13 protein-coding genes are annotated in these 14,762 nt (G+C 66.0%); 2 read left to right on the top strand and 11 right to left on the bottom strand.

Translation table 11 applies throughout. The annotated features are described in order from the left end of the window. Positions 1 to 99 precede the first annotated feature (99 nt). Entirely contained in the window at positions 100 to 2,256 is a 2,157-nt protein-coding gene (gene pnp, locus QX048_RS13095) for a polyribonucleotide nucleotidyltransferase (RefSeq protein ID WP_315716921.1), read from the bottom strand. On the opposite strand from pnp, the gene QX048_RS13090 reads away from it, so the two are divergent. Further along, the gene (locus QX048_RS13090) at positions 2,255 to 2,407 is read left to right on the top strand and encodes a hypothetical protein (RefSeq protein WP_315751778.1); all 153 of its coding nucleotides are present in this window, start codon (positions 2,255 to 2,257) and stop codon (positions 2,405 to 2,407) included. The two genes, pnp and QX048_RS13090, sit on opposite strands and share 2 nt — an antisense overlap. A 211-nt stretch (positions 2,408 to 2,618) precedes the next feature. Here the strand turns inward: QX048_RS13090 and rpsO are convergent, their stop codons facing one another. From rpsO to rimP, 7 genes are all read right to left on the bottom strand, one after another. Further along, complete coding sequence (gene rpsO / locus QX048_RS13085; RefSeq protein WP_009025947.1) at positions 2,619 to 2,888, bottom strand: 30S ribosomal protein S15; 270 nt, start codon at positions 2,886 to 2,888, stop codon at positions 2,619 to 2,621. A gap of 2 nt (positions 2,889 to 2,890) precedes the next feature. After that, positions 2,891 to 3,997 (bottom strand): tRNA pseudouridine(55) synthase TruB, encoded by a 1,107-nt coding sequence (truB, locus tag QX048_RS13080; RefSeq protein WP_316170040.1) that lies wholly within the window; start codon positions 3,995 to 3,997, stop codon positions 2,891 to 2,893. Further along, positions 3,997 to 4,413 carry a 30S ribosome-binding factor RbfA gene (gene rbfA / locus QX048_RS13075; protein ID WP_315716923.1) on the bottom strand — a complete coding sequence of 139 codons (417 nt, stop codon included), beginning with the start codon at positions 4,411 to 4,413 and terminating at the stop codon, positions 3,997 to 3,999. Before rbfA ends, truB begins: the two co-directional genes overlap by 1 nt. A gap of 160 nt (positions 4,414 to 4,573) precedes the next feature. Beyond that, positions 4,574 to 7,333, bottom strand: coding sequence for a translation initiation factor IF-2 (gene infB, locus QX048_RS13070; protein ID WP_315716924.1), 2,760 nt, complete (start codon positions 7,331 to 7,333; stop codon positions 4,574 to 4,576). Between the two features lie 94 nt (positions 7,334 to 7,427). Beyond that, on the bottom strand, positions 7,428 to 8,141 hold the full coding sequence (locus QX048_RS13065) for an RNA-binding protein (protein WP_315716925.1): 714 nt from the start codon (positions 8,139 to 8,141) through the stop codon (positions 7,428 to 7,430). 80 nt (positions 8,142 to 8,221) lie between these two features. After that, positions 8,222 to 9,844, bottom strand: coding sequence for a transcription termination factor NusA (nusA, locus tag QX048_RS13060; protein ID WP_315716926.1), 1,623 nt, complete (start codon positions 9,842 to 9,844; stop codon positions 8,222 to 8,224). A 14-nt stretch (positions 9,845 to 9,858) separates the two neighbouring features. Then, positions 9,859 to 10,626, bottom strand: a complete 768-nt coding sequence (rimP, locus tag QX048_RS13055; RefSeq protein ID WP_315716927.1) for a ribosome maturation factor RimP — start codon at positions 10,624 to 10,626, stop codon at positions 9,859 to 9,861. 425 nt (positions 10,627 to 11,051) lie between these two features. Here rimP and QX048_RS13050 point away from each other — a divergent pair, with 425 nt between their 5' ends. Next, a complete protein-coding gene (locus QX048_RS13050; protein ID WP_316193234.1) occupies positions 11,052 to 12,128 on the top strand; it encodes a DUF2336 domain-containing protein in 1,077 nt (358 codons plus the stop codon). Between the two features lie 21 nt (positions 12,129 to 12,149). On the opposite strand, the gene QX048_RS13045 is transcribed toward QX048_RS13050, so the two are convergent. The 3 genes from QX048_RS13045 to QX048_RS13035 all read right to left on the bottom strand — a co-directional run bounded on the left by QX048_RS13045 (position 12,150) and on the right by QX048_RS13035 (position 14,750). Next, the gene (locus QX048_RS13045) at positions 12,150 to 12,884 is read right to left on the bottom strand and encodes a tRNA (guanine(46)-N(7))-methyltransferase TrmB (protein ID WP_316193235.1); all 735 of its coding nucleotides are present in this window, start codon (positions 12,882 to 12,884) and stop codon (positions 12,150 to 12,152) included. Then, positions 12,881 to 14,011, bottom strand: a complete 1,131-nt coding sequence (locus QX048_RS13040) for a M20 family metallopeptidase (RefSeq protein WP_315716930.1) — start codon at positions 14,009 to 14,011, stop codon at positions 12,881 to 12,883. Before QX048_RS13040 ends, QX048_RS13045 begins: the two co-directional genes overlap by 4 nt. A 322-nt stretch (positions 14,012 to 14,333) precedes the next feature. Then, complete coding sequence (locus QX048_RS13035) at positions 14,334 to 14,750, bottom strand: helix-turn-helix domain-containing protein (RefSeq protein WP_006615449.1); 417 nt, start codon at positions 14,748 to 14,750, stop codon at positions 14,334 to 14,336. Positions 14,751 to 14,762 lie beyond the last annotated feature (12 nt).

Here is a 14,762-nt window from a genome sequence, read left to right as displayed (position 1 = left end):
CCGTGACCCGGGACGTGCGAGGGTGCGCGACCAATAGGACAACAAAAAAGGGCGGCTCGAAAGCCGCCCTTTGTGTTTCACTCGAATGGTGCCCCGGCTTTACTCGCCGGCGGCTTCGCGCGCCTCGGCGGGCGCGTCCTTCTGCTTGGCCTCGAGATCCTCGCCGGTGGTCTGGTCGACCGCCTTCATCGACAGCCGGGTCTTGCCGCGGTCGTCGAAGCCGAGCAGCTTGACCTTGACCTTGTCGCCTTCCTTGACGACGTCGGTGGTCTTCTGCACGCGCTTGTCGGCGAGCTGCGAGATGTGCACGAGGCCGTCGCGGGTGCCGAAGAAGTTCACGAAAGCGCCGAACTCCATCACCTTGACGACGGTGCCGTCATAGATCTGGCCGACCTCCGGATCGGAGGCGATCGACTTGATCCACTTGATGGCGGCCTTCATCGCCTCGCCGTCGTTGGAGGCGACCTTCACGGTGCCGTCGTCCTCGATGTTGACCTTGGCGCCGGTCTTCTCGACGATCTCGCGGATCACCTTGCCGCCGGTGCCGATCACTTCGCGGATCTTGTCGGTCGGGATCTTGAAGGTCTCGATGCGCGGCGCGTATTCGCCGAGCTCGGCGCGCGCGGCGGTCAGCGCCTTGGACATCTCACCCAGGATGTGGATGCGGCCTTCGCGGGCCTGGCCCAGCGCAACCCGCATGATCTCCTCGGTGATGCCCTCGATCTTGATGTCCATCTGCAGCGAGGTGATGCCGCTCTCGGTGCCCGCAACCTTGAAGTCCATGTCGCCGAGATGGTCCTCGTCGCCGAGAATGTCGGACAGCACGGCGAAGCGGCTGCCTTCCAGGATCAGACCCATCGCGATGCCCGCGGTCGGCCGCTTCAGCGGCACGCCTGCATCCATCAGCGCCAGCGAGGAGCCGCAGACGGTGGCCATCGACGACGAACCGTTGGACTCGGTCACCTCCGACACCACGCGCGTGGTGTAGGGGAACTCGTGATGCGGCGGCAGCACCGGGTGGATGGCGCGCCAGGCGAGCTTGCCGTGGCCAATCTCACGGCGCTTGGTGCCGCCGAGACGGCCGGTCTCACCGACGGAGTAGGGCGGGAAGTTGTAGTGCAGCAGGAACGTCTCCTTGTACGTCCCCGACAGCGCGTCGATGTACTGCTCGTCCTCGCCGGTGCCGAGCGTGGTTACGACCAGCGCCTGGGTTTCGCCGCGGGTGAACAGCGCCGAACCGTGGGCGCGGGGCAGCACGCCGACCTCGCAGACGATGTTGCGCACCGTCTTGGCGTCACGGCCGTCGATGCGCTTGCCGGTGTCCAGGATGTTCCAGCGGACGATCTTGGCCTCGAGCTCCTTGAACACGGCGGCGATCCGGAGCTTGTCGTATTTCGGCTCCTGCCCCTCGGGGAAGAAGTAGGCCATCACCTTTTCCTTGACGGCGCCGACGGCAGCATAGCGCTGCTGCTTGATCGGAATCGCGTAGGCGTTGCGCAGGTCCTGCTCGGCGATCCCGAGCATCTCCTTCTCGATCGCGCCGTTGTCGATGATCGCGACGTCGCGCGGCTCCTTGGCGGCCTTCTCGGCGAGCTCGATGATCGCGTTGATCACCGGCTGGAAGTGACGGTGACCGAACATCACCGCACCGAGCATGATGTCCTCGTTGAGCTCCTTGGCCTCCGATTCCACCATCAGCACGGCGTCCGAGGTGCCGGCGACGACCAGGTCGAGCTGGGTGTCGGCCATCTCGTCGAGGGTCGGATTGAGGATGTATTCGTCATTGGCGAAGCCGACGCGGGCCGCGCCGATCGGACCCTTGAACGGAACGCCCGACAAGGTCAGGGCGGCCGACGCGCCGACCAGCGCCACGATGTCCGGATCGTTCTCCATGTCGTGCGACAGCACGGTCACGATCACCTGGGTCTCGTTGCGCCAGGCATCAACGAACAGCGGGCGGATCGGGCGGTCGATCAGGCGGGAGACCAGCGTCTCCTTCTCGGTCGGACGGCCCTCGCGCTTGAAATAGCCGCCGGGAATGCGGCCCGCGGCGTAGGTCTTTTCCTGATAGTCGACGGTCAGGGGCAGGAAGTCGACGCCCTCGCGCGGCGCCTTGGCGGCGACGACGGTCGCGAGCACGACGGTCTCGCCATAGGTGGCGACGACGGCGCCGTCAGCCTGGCGGGCGATCTTGCCGGTTTCCAGCCTGAGCGGACGCCCACCCCAGTCGATCTCGACGGAATGCTTGGTAAACATGGGTATCTTCTTTCATGAGATGATCGAAGGCGGACTCCCCGGAAACAAAAAAACCATGCGCAAGATTGCAGGGCGCTGGAAAACGATCAGCGCCCTGCGATCCTGCCATGGTTTTCTTATTTCGGATGGCGTCCATCCTTCTCGTAAATAACGGGCACCTTGCCCGTTACGCCCAGCGGCCGGATTGCTGCTGAGGCGTACTGCATGGTCCGGGCAGGATCAGGCGAAGAGCGTATCTGCCTCTTTCCAGATCCAGCCGGACCGCACGATCCCGGACTCGCGAACGCCGCGATCGAAGCGGCGTCCTCGGCATCATGCCATCAACGCGCGCAATACCGCGCGCGCCCATTCCAACGCGAAGCTCAACGACGGATGTTGTGCTTCTCGAGCAGCGCCTTGTAGCGCGCCTCGTCGTTCTTCTTCAGATAGTCCAGCAGCGAACGGCGGGTCGACACCAGCTTCAGGAGGCCGCGGCGGGAGTGGTTGTCCTTGCCGTGGGTCTTGAAATGGCTGGTCAGGTTGTTGATGCGTTCCGACAGGATCGCAACCTGCACCTCGGGAGAACCGGTATCACCGGCCTTGGTGGCGTTCGCCTTGATGATTTCCGCCTTGCGCTCTGCGGTCACCGACATCGTCAGTCTCTTTCGTTGCGACCGGAGCTGGCAGTCAGTCCGGTCAGGTTGAACACGCGCTTGGGGATGAGTTCGCCATTGCCAATTTCGGCAAGCGCCAGAAGGCGGCCTGCGACCGTGACATAGACTGTGCCGCTACTATTGGGCGCATCCCGTCCGCGCAACAAAACGGCCTGGCCCCTGTGGAGCCTTGCCGCATCAGCCCGAGTGACGGCCAGTGCCGGGATGTCGTCCAGCGCGGTCTCAACGGGCAGGAGTGCGTCGGCGAGGCTTCCCTCACCGGACGCGGCTCTATTGCACAAAGCCTCCAACTGTTCCAGCGGAATCATGTCGTTCTCGGTAAACGGACCCACCAGGGTCCGTCGGAGCGCGCTGATATGGCCGTAACAGCCGAGGAGGCGGCCCATGTCGCGGGCCAGCGCCCGGACATAGGTTCCCTTGCCGCATTCCGCCTCGAATACCGAATGGTCGGGGTCGGGCTGGTCGACGAGGGTCAGTTCATGGATCTCGACCGGGCGCGGCTGGAGCTCGACGACCTCGCCGTCGCGGGCGAGATCATAGGCGCGCTCGCCCTGGATCTTGATCGCGGAATAGCGCGGCGGCGTCTGCTCGATCCGGCCGGTAAATTGCGGCAGCAGCGCCCGGATCGCCGCGGCATCCGGCCGGCTGTCGCTGGTCTCGACGACCCGTCCTTCGGTGTCGTCGGTATCGCGCTCCTCGCCCCAGGTCACGGTGAAGCGGTAGCGCTTGCGGCCGTCCATCACGAAGGGAACCGTCTTGGTGGCTTCGCCCAGCGCGATCGGCAGGCCGCCGGAGGCGAGCGGATCGAGCGTGCCGGCATGGCCGGCGCGCTTGGCCTGGAACAGGCGCTTCACCACCGCCACGGCCTGGGTCGAGGTCATGCCGATCGGCTTGTCGAGCACGACCCAGCCATGGACGTCGCGACGATCGCGGCGCGGCTGGCTGCCCTGACCGTTCCCTTGGCGCGGCTTGTTGCGCGGATCGTTGTTGTCGCGCGGCGGGCGTCCGTCTGCAGAATGGATCGTCTTGGCCGCGGTCGGTTCGGCGCTCGGCGCGTCGACAGTGCCGGTTTCGGGGGGAATGGTCATCAGCTCTCTTCCGAATCCGAATTGAGGTCTCTCTGCACCGCGGGTGTTCGCAGTAATTTCTCGATCCGTTCCGCTTCGTCGAATCGCTCGTCGACGCGGAAGCGGATGTCAGGTGCAAATTTCAGGTTAACGCGCCGCGCGATGTCGCCGCGCAGGAACTTCTTGTTGCGCTCCAGCGCCGTGAGCACCACGTCCGTATCCTGTCCGCCGAGCGGCATGATGTAGATCGTGGCGAGCTTCAGATCGGGCGACATGCGGACTTCGGGCACCGTAATGATGTGTCCCTCCAGGTCCGGGTCGTGCACGTCACCGTGGCTGAGAATGTCGGCGACAGCGTGACGCACGGTCTCGGCCACGCGCAACTGACGCTGCGAGCCGCCGGAAGCGGCGCTTCCCCTCTGGTGATGGCGAGGCATTTTTCAAAAATCCAATGGATCGTCGCCCGGCGTGAGCACGGGCGAGAGGATCATTCTGATTGAGTTCAACGACGCTTCGTTAAGTTCAAGAGGCGCGGCGATTCCGCAGGTGCACGGAATCGCTGCTCGCTCGAATTGCAGCGCTCTGTAGGATTCGGACTTACAGCGAGCGCTGGATGGTCTCCACGCGATAACACTCGATGACGTCGCCGACACGCATGTCGCCGTAGCTCTCGAAGGCCATGCCGCATTCCTGGCCGGCCTGCACTTCCTTCACTTCGTCCTTGAAGCGCTTCAGGGTCGACAGCTTGCCCTCGTGAACCACGACGTTGTCGCGGATCAGGCGGACATTGGCGCCGCGTTCGACAGTGCCGTCGGTGACGCGGCAGCCGGCGACCTTGCCGACCTTGGAGATGTTGAACACCTCCAGGATCTGCGCATTGCCGAGCATGGTTTCCCGAAGCGTGGGGGCCAGGAGGCCGCTCATCGCCTTCTTCACGTCATCCACGAGGTCGTAGATGATGTTGTAGTAGCGGATCTCGATGCCGTTGCGCTTGGCGAGTGCGGCCGCTTCCTTGTTGGCTCGCACCGAGAAGCCGATGATCGCGGCGTTGAAGCCTTCGGCCAGCGTGACGTCGGACTCGCTGATGCCGCCGACGCCGGCATGCAGGATGCGGGCGGCGACCTCCTCGGTGCCGAGCTTCTCCAGCGAGCCGAGAATGGCTTCCAGCGAGCCCTGCACGTCGGCCTTGATGATCAGCGGGAATTCCTTGCGGCCCACAGTCTTCAATTGCGACATCATCTGTTCGAGCGAACCGCGCATGCCGGAGATCGAGGCTGCCGCGTTCTCGCGCTTCTGATGCGCGCGGTAGCTGGTGACCTGGCGGGCACGGGCTTCGTTCTCGACGACGGCGAGACGATCGCCAGCTTCCGGCGGACCGTTGAAGCCGAGCACCTCGACCGGCACCGACGGGCCTGCCTCCTGCAGCGTCTCGCCCTGGTCCGAGATCAGCGCGCGGACGCGGCCCATCTCGGCGCCGGCGACGATGATATCGCCGACCCGCAAGGTGCCGCGCTGAACCAACACGGTGGCGACCGGACCGCGGCCGCGATCGAGCTTGGCTTCGATCACGGTGCCTTCGGCCGGGCGATCCGAATTGGTCTTGAGGTCGAGGATGTCCGCCTGCAACGCGATCATCTCGAGCAGACGATCGAGATTGGTCTTGTTCTTGGCGGACACCTCGACGTCGACGACCTCGCCGCCCAGCGATTCGACCTGAACCTCGTGCTGGAGCAGCTCGGTGCGGACGCGCTCGGGACGGGCGTCGGGCTTGTCGATCTTGTTGATCGCCACGATCATCGGCACCTTCGCCGCCTTGGCGTGATTGATCGCCTCGATCGTCTGCGGCATGACGCCGTCATCGGCCGCGACCACCAGCACGACGATGTCGGTGACCTTGGCTCCGCGGGCGCGCATCGCGGTGAACGCGGCGTGGCCGGGCGTGTCGATGAAGGTGATCTTCTTGCCGGAATCCGGCGCGGTCACCTGATAGGCGCCGATGTGCTGGGTGATGCCGCCGGCTTCACCCGAGACCACATTGGCGTGGCGCAGCGCGTCGAGCAGCGAGGTCTTGCCGTGGTCGACGTGGCCCATGACGGTGACGACCGGCGAGCGCGGCTCGGTGTCGGTCGAATCGTCGACGACGTCGAACAGGCCCTCCTCCACGTCCGAGGCGGCGACGCGCTTGACGGTGTGGCCGAGTTCTTCCGCGATCAGCTGCGCGGTGTCGGCATCGATCACGTCGGTGATCTTGTGCATCGCGCCCTGGCGCATCAGCAGACGGATCACGTCGACCGCGCGCTCCGACATGCGGTTCGCCAGCTCCTGGATGGTGATGGCTTCCGGAATCGTCACCTCGCGGACGAGCTTCTCCTTCTGCTCGTTGGCGGCATGGCCCTTCAGGCGCTGGGTGCGGCGGCGGAACGACGCGATCGAGCGCTCGCGCACATCGTCGGCCGTGAGCGCCGTGACCACCGTCAGGCGGCCGCGCTGCTTCTGCGGGCCCGGCTTGTGCGTGGTCTTCGGCGGCGGCGCGGGACGTGCGGCTCCGCCGGGACCCCTGCGGATCTGGCGCGGACCCTCATCCTCGTCCGGACCGGCGGCAACCGCCGCCGGCGCGCGGCCGAGCGGACCGCCGGCGGCAGGACGGGCGCCGGCCGGGCGTGCGCCCGCCGGCTGAGCGCCACCGGGCCGCGAGCTCGGACCACCAATCTGCTGCGGCCGGCTGCCCGGTGCGCCGACGGGCCTGCCGGGGGCGGGCGTCGAGCGGGCCGGTGCGGCTGCGGCGGGCTGGGGCGCGGATGTCGCCGGACGGGGCGCCTCGCCTTCACCGAACCGCTTCTTGGCTTCGAGCTCGGCCTTGCGCTTGGCTTCCTCTTCGTGACGGTGCCGCTCTTCCTCGGCCTTGCGGCGCGCCTCGGCAGCCTCGCGCTCGGCGCGTTCGGCGGCTTCGCGCTCGGCGCGGCGGCGGGCTTCCTCTTCGGCCTGGCGGCGTTCCTCGATGTCGCGCACGCGGGCATCGGCCAGCGCGCTGGCGCGCGCCGAGCGCTCGTCCTCGGTCAGGGTGCGGAGCACGACGCCGGACCCGCCGCGCTGCGACGAGCCGGATGGGCGCGGTCCGGATGAGCGCGGCGATGGCGGGGGCGGCGGCGCCTTGGCGACGGTCGGCTCCGGTGCATGCGGAGCATCGGGCCCCCCATCGCCGACGCGGCGCTTGCCGCGCTTCTCGACCACCACCTGCTTGCTCCGGCCATGTGGGAAGCTCTGGCGTACCGTGCCGGTCTCGACGCGCGGCTTCAGCGTCAAGGTCTTGCTCGGGACACTCAGTTTCTTGTCGCCCGGAGTGTTGTTGTCGGCCATTCAGTCGTCCTAATCTCGTTACCAGCGTGCGGGCTACCGCACCGTCTCATTCGTGCAATCGTCGCGATGTCTTCGTAGCTATGGCTTCAAAGTGCTATGTCTTCGAAGTCGAAGCAGATTTCGTGGCCGCGGTTCCGGCAATCTTGTCAGCGTCGGCCGACCGGTATCGGACCAGTGTCTGGCTGCGCGACAGGAATGTCCTGCTCGCCGGGCCTGCGAGCACGGCAGCATGTATCACATTTGAGCGCCCAAGTGCCAAATCCAATTCTGCCGAAGTGAGACAGCAGATGATCGGAATTGTCGGGGCTTGGTTCTGACCCCCGTCGTTCGGCCGCACCAGCGCGTCGAGCTTGCGGATCCCGTCGGCTGCGCCGTCCGCGGCATGGACGAGGGCTGCCAATGTCGACCGTGATGGCCGCTGCGACAGCGCCGCTTCCACCTTGGAGAAACCGGAGACGACCTGACCGGCCTTGGCGGCAATCCCCAGCGCTTCGATCGCGCTGCGGGCCAGCAAGGCTTCCAGGTCTTCGACAAGGGTTGGCGGGACGCGGACGTTGGTCTTGAAGCCCCGGCTGAAATGGTGACGCCGCACCGCCTCCGCAACCGCCTGGCGCGAGGCGGTGATCCACAAGCCCCGTCCGGGCAGCTTGCGCTTGATGTCGGGCACGACCTCGCCCGACGGGCCGACGACGAAGCGGATCAGCTCGCCGATCGGCCGCACTTCGCGGCTGACGGCGCACATGCGCATGGTCGCGGACTTCTCGGTCCGCGGTCCATTGTCGAGCTCGGGGTCGGCCAAAGCGAGCATGCGGTGATGCGGCTCCTCATCTCAAGCGAGCTGGGTCAGGGAGGGGGTCATCGTGGTGTCCATGGGACGAGCCAAGCGGGTCAGGCGGGCTGTCCTTCGGTCGTTTCGTCCTCATTCTCGGGTTCGGCTTCGGCCTTGGCGAGGTCAGCCTCACTGACCCAGCCGGCCTTGACGCGGGCCTGCATGACCATGGCCTCGGCATCGTCGCGGGAGATATCGAGACCGTCGAGAATGCCGGGGAATTTGGTGGCTTCGCCACCCTCCTTGCGCTCGGTCCAGCCGACCAGATCGTCGGTCGCGCAGCCCGCGAGGTCCTCGACTGTCTTGATGTCGTTCTCGCCGAACTTGACCAGCATCTTGGTGGTGACGCCGGGCACGTCCTTCACCGCGTCCTCGACGCCGAGCTCCTTACGCCTGGCCTCGAGCTCGGCTTCCTGCTGCTCGAGGAATTCGCGGGCGCGGGTCTGCAGCTCGGTCGCGGTCTCCTCGTCGAAGCCCTCGATGCCGGCGAGATCCTTGAGGTCGACCAAGGCGAGCTCCTCGACCGAGGTGAAGCCTTCGGACGCCAGCAGCTGGCCGACGACCTCGTCGACGTTCAGCGATTCCATGAACACGCGGGTGGAATTCTCGAAATCGGCCTGGCGGCGCTCGGATTCCTCCTGCTCGGTCAGGATGTCGATGTCCCAGCCGGTCAGCTGCGAGGCGAGGCGGACGTTCTGGCCGCGGCGGCCGATCGCCAGCGAGAGCTGGTTGTTGGTGTCGGGCACCACGACCTCGATGCGCTCGCGGTCCTCGTCGATGACGACCTTGGCGACCTCGGCCGGCGCCAGCGCGTTGACCACGAAGGTCGCGATGTCGGGCGACCACGGAATGATGTCGATCTTCTCGCCCTGCAGCTCGTTCACCACCGCCTGCACGCGCGAGCCGCGCATGCCGACGCAGGCGCCGACGGGGTCGACCGAGGAGTCGCGGGAGACAACGCCGATCTTGGCGCGCGAGCCGGGGTCGCGAGCGACCGCCTTGATCTCGACGATGCCGTCATAAATCTCCGGCACCTCCTGCGCGAACAGCTTGGCCATGAATTGCGGATGGGTGCGCGACAGGAAGATCTGCGGGCCGCGGGTCTCGCGGCGGACGTCGAAGACGTAGGCGCGGACGCGGTCGCCGTTGCGGAACACCTCGCGCGGCAGCATCTCGTCGCGGCGGATGATCGCCTCGCCGCGGCCGAGGTCGAGGATCACGCTGCCATATTCGACGCGCTTGACGACGCCATTGACGATGTCGCCGATGCGGTCCTTGAACTCCTGGTACTGCCGGTCGCGCTCGGCCTCGCGCACCTTCTGCACGATGACCTGCTTGGCCGACTGCGCGGCGATGCGGCCATATTCCAGCGGCGGCAGGGTGTCGGCGATGGTGTCGCCGATCTGCGCGCCCGGGTTGGCGCGGCGCGCATCATCCAGCGAGATCTGGTTGGAGGGGTTCTCGACCTTCTCGACCACCAGCATGTGGCGCGACAGCCGCAGCTCACCCTTCTTCGGATCGATCTCGGCATGAACGTCGGTCTCGCTGCCGTAGCGGGCGCGGGCGGCCTTGGCGATCGCGTCTTCCATCGCGGCGATCACGATGCCGCGGTCGATCGACTTCTCGCGCGCGACGGCGTCGGCGATCTGCAGCAGTTCCAACCGGTTGGCGCTGACGGCCATGGCTCAAATCTCCTCTAATCAGGATCGATCTCGCCTCTGCGCGCGCGATCGGCGGCGAGGCGATGTTTCTTGGTATTGGTCGGCAGCGGCTTCTTGGCCGGCTTGTCGTCTTTTGCTTTCGGCTTCGGCTTGGGTTTCGCCTGGGCCGCCGGCTTGGCGTGCGGCGCCAGCGGTGGGACGATTCCAAGCTCGCGCTTCTTCTCGCGCTCGGCCGCCTTGCCGCGGCGCATGGATTCGGCGATCAGCTCGTCGGTCAGCACCATCTTTGCGTCGCCGATGTCGGCCATCGGCAGCACGACATCCGGCTCCTGGTCCTTGGCCACGTCATCGCGGGTGATGCGTACGCCGTCGCCTTCGACGCCGGCGATGATGCCGCGGAAGCGTTTGCGGTTCTGATGTGCCACCGCCATCTCGATCTTGACGAGATGACCGATGTGACGTTCGAAATCGGAGCGGCGGACCAGCGGCCGGTCGATGCCCGGCGAGGAGATCTCGAGCCGATAGGCACGGTCGATCGGATCGGCGATGTCCAGCACCGGCGACAGCGCCCGCGACACCGCCTCGCAATCCTCGATCTGCATCGTGCCGTCGGGACGCTCGGCCATCACCTGGACCGTGCAACCACCTTCGCCCGAAATGCGGATCCGCACCAGGCGGTACCCCATTCCCTGCAGCACCGGGTCGGCCACCGCCGCCACGCGCGCCGCGACGCCCGGCTCGACGACGAGGCGGGGCTCGGTCAGGAGGTCGGTGTCAGCGGTTGCGAACGTAGGTTCCGTCATCGAGGCGTCGATCGCGTGTCTTGCTTGGTTGGGCCGTCGGGCCTGTTCGATCGCGCTCACCGGACCGATCCCGCCCGTGGCGGAGCGATCCAGGTAACAAAAAAGAGCGGGTCCGGAAGGGCCCACCCTCACTACGCGATCGTATATGAGATGATGTTTGATGGCGCTCATATAGCCGCTTTGCCGCCTGACGGCAAGGGTCGTGTCGCCTCAAACGGCGCCTGGAACTGGGAATTTGCTCCGCGCCCGGACTGCGGATCGGATCGTTTTCCCTGACCGGGAACGGCCGAATGCCGCAGGGTCTAACCCTTCATTCACCAAGATCGCTTAAAAATGAGCTGAGTTCGTGCTTTTCGCCCCCGTCGTCGTGCCGCACGGAGTGGAGCGCACGGAAACGTGGCGTGTTGCGTATCGAGTAGACGTCCATGACCCCGGCAACCGCGCTGATCCCCGGCCTCGGCGGGATCGTCAGGCAGGGCAATGCTGAACGCGGCCTCGAGGCCACGCGCCGCATCGCCGACCTGTTCTTCGAGGATGCGACGAAGCTGCGTCCCGAGCATATCAATCTGTTCGACGGTCTCCTGATCGATCTGGTCCCGTTCGCGGATCTGCCGACGCGGATCGATCTGGCGGAGCGGTTGTCGCGGCTCCTCAAGGCGCCCCGTGCCGTCGTCAGCCGGCTGGCGCGCGACGACGAGGTTGCGGTGGCGGGTCCGCTGTTGCGCCGTTCGCTCGTGCTCGACGATCCCGTGCTCATCGCTATTGCGCGCGACAAGAGCCAGGGTCATTTGCTCGCGATGGCAGAGCGGACGCGCCTATCGGCCGATACGACCGATGTGCTGGTGCGCCGAGGTGATCGCGACGTGGTGCGGCGGACCGCTGCCAATGACGGCGCAGCATTTTCCCCGCGCGGCTATGCCGCGCTGATCCACCGCGCGAGTTCAGACGGCGTGCTGACGCTCACGGTCGGCCGGCGCGCAGATGTTTCCGACGATCATCTGAAACAACTGCTGGCCGGCTCGCTCGATGTCATCAGGCGGCGGCTGTTCGATGTCGTGCCGCCGGACAAGCAGGCGAGGATCAGGCAGGCTCTCGCCGAACTCGCCGATGCGGAGCGTACAGCGCATAGCACGCGCGATTTCGTGCCGGCGCAGCGGACCATCCTGTCGCTGTATGAAGCCGGTGCCTTGGACCAGTCGGCGTTGTTCGGCTTCGCATCCGAGCACAAATACGAGGAGGTCATCGCGGCGCTCGCCGCAATGACGGGATTGAAGATCGCGACGCTCGACCGGCTGGTGTCGGGCGATCGTCACGATCCGCTGCTGATCCTGGGGCGCATGATCGGGCTCGATTGGCGCACCGTGCACGCACTGATCCTGCTGCGCCTCGGACCGAAACGCGTGCCGGCGCCGCGCGATATCGATGCGATCAGGGTCAACTACGCGCGCCTGCTGCCATCGACCGCCGAACGCGTCGTCGCGTTCTGGAAGACACGACACTGAGTGACCTCGCCGGCGCAGCGGTCAGCGCCGGCTGAAGATCAGATAGTTGGCGACGCGGCCTTCGCGCGTGGCCTTCCGCCCGTAGCGCGTCATGGTGTAGCCCAGCCAGGGCAGACGCCAGTCGTCGGCGCGCTCGGCCGTCCAGGCGAACTCCGGCGAACGCAGCAGATGCCACAGCGTCCAGGCGCAATAGTCGGCGATGTCGCTGACGAAGCGGAACTCGCCGCCGGGCTTCAGGACGCGCGCCATCGCTGCGATCGTCGCATCCTGCACGAAACGCCGCTTCCAGTGCCGCCGCTTCGGCCAGGGATCGGGATGGATCAGGTCGATGCGCTGCAGCGACTGCGGCGGCAGCCAGGCCAACAGCTCGGCGGCGTCGCCCGCCACCAGCCTGATATTGCCGATGTTGTCGGCCTCGATGGCCGACAGGATCTTGGCCATGCCGTTGACATAGGGCTCGCAGCCGATGAAGCCGGTGGTCGGACACGCCTTCGCTTCGGCGGCAAGATGCTCGCCGCCGCCAAACCCGATCTCCAGCCGCAGCGCGTCGACCGGCGGATGGTACAGCGTGGGCAGCACGGCTTCCGCGGGCGCGGCGAGATCGAGCGCGAGGTGCGGCAGCAGGTTGTCGACCAGGCCGGCCTGATGCGCCCGCAGCTTGTGGCCCTTGCGCCGGCCGAAGAACGAGCCCTGGCCGTGCAGGGCCTCGGTGCCGGTATGATCGTCGTCGACGGGCATGTTGATCGCGGGGCTCATCGCAGGGTTTGATAGAGACGGTAGAGCAGCCTTGTCCGCGGCTCGATCGAGGAGATGTACATCTGCTCGTAATGCGTATGCGCGCCCTTGCCATCGACGCCGAGCCCATCGAGCGTCGCCGTGAACGGTGCGGTGAAATTGCCGTCCGAACCGCCCCCGGTATAGGTGTCGACCAGCTCGAAGCCGATCTCGTCGGCCAGGGATTTCGCATGCTCGAACAGGGCGGCGCCGGCGTTGCCCTTGACGTAAGGCGGCCGGTTCACCTCGCCGCTCACTTCGACCGTGACGCCATCGCTGCGCGAGGTCAGCCCCAGGATCTTGGGCAGGATTTCTTCGGCATCGGCAGGCGTCGGCAGCCGTGCATCGACCTCGGCATAAGCTTCCTCAGCGATCACGTTGGGACGGGTGCCGCCGCGCACGACGCCGACATTCACGGTGATGCCGCGGGCGGGGTCGTTGAGCGCTTCGAGCGCATGGATGACGTTGGCGAGTTCGCGGATCGCACTGCGTCCATCCTGTGGACGCGCGCCGGCGTGCGCGGGCACGCCGCGGATTGCCACGTCGAACCGCGCCACGCCCTTGCGTCCGGTCACGATCTTGCCGCCGTCGCGCGCCGGCTCGGTGACGAGGACGTATTTGGCCTTGCGGCCTTCCTCCTCGATCAGCGCGCGCGAGGTCGGGCTGCCGATCTCTTCATCCGAGACGAACAAATGAGTAATGCCGAGGGGCGATTTTTGACCCTCTGCGCAGAGCTGACGAAAGGCGTGAAAGGCGAGATAGGCGCCGCCCTTCATGTCGTAGATCCCGGGACCGTACGCAACGTCGCCGTCGACTGCGAACGGCAGCCGCGCGATGAACCCGATCGGATGTACCGTGTCGAGATGGCTCAGGACCAGGATGCCCGGCTCGTCCTGTCCCCACGACGACCGTGCGACGAGGTGGTCGCCGCAGCCGTCGCGTCCGGCGATCCGTTCGATCGTGGCATCGAGCCCGCGATAGCCATCCGCGACAAGGGAAGCCAGCTTGTTGACCTGATCAGGCGCCTCGGTCGGGGTCTCGATCTCGACCCATTGGCGGATGCCTTCGAGAATTGTGCGACTATCGAACGGGCTGCTGCTGGCGGTCATGAGCTTTGTAAATCGTTCTCGATGGTTACGAAGTGGTAGCAGACGGCGGACGCGCTGGCGCGTCGCTGGGCGGGTTGGCGGCTGGGACGCCGGAGTTCCAGGCCACATGTGCATAAAAAGATTTAGAGCGCGATAGCCTTTCCCGAAGGGGAGCCATCGCGCTCTATTGGTCGTGATCCAACCTGTCTATCGGCTCATTCGTCTGGCGGAACGCAGCGTGCCCAGCGCGTCGTCCGCAAACGTGCCCCGCTGATGGCCCCCCGAGGGCGCTGACATTCCTATGAGAGTGATCACGATAGGAATGTCAGCGCCGGCGCATCAGCTAGCCTTCTTCCGGAGCTTCACGATCAGCGATCTGCTCGACCAGGTCGACGATGCTGCGACGAAGCTTCGAATCGTGGATCCGCGTGAATGCGCGGGTCAACGCCAGTCCTTCGGAGGTTGCCAGGAAATCAGACACATAGGCGGGCGAAGCGCCTTCGCCGAAAGCTTCACCGTTGGTCCCGCCACTCGGGACCCCTTCGAACAGGAAGGAGACCGGGACCTGCAGAACCTCCGAGATCTGCTGAATCCGGCTGGCGCCGACTCGATTGGTGCCTTTTTCGTACTTCTGTATCTGCTGGAACGTGAGTCCGAGAGCCTCGCCAAGTTTTTCCTGGCTCATGCCCAACATGATACGGCGCATCCGCACCCGGCTGCCGACATGCTTGTCAACAGGGTTGGGCGCTTTCGTCGACATCTCTCAACTCCT

The sequence above is a fragment of the Bradyrhizobium sp. SZCCHNS30572 genome, assembly GCF_032484415.1.
GTDB lineage: Bacteria > Pseudomonadota > Alphaproteobacteria > Rhizobiales > Xanthobacteraceae > Bradyrhizobium.
The sequence above is the reverse complement of the archived record's forward strand: the minus strand, read 5'-3'. Positions and strand labels throughout refer to the sequence as shown.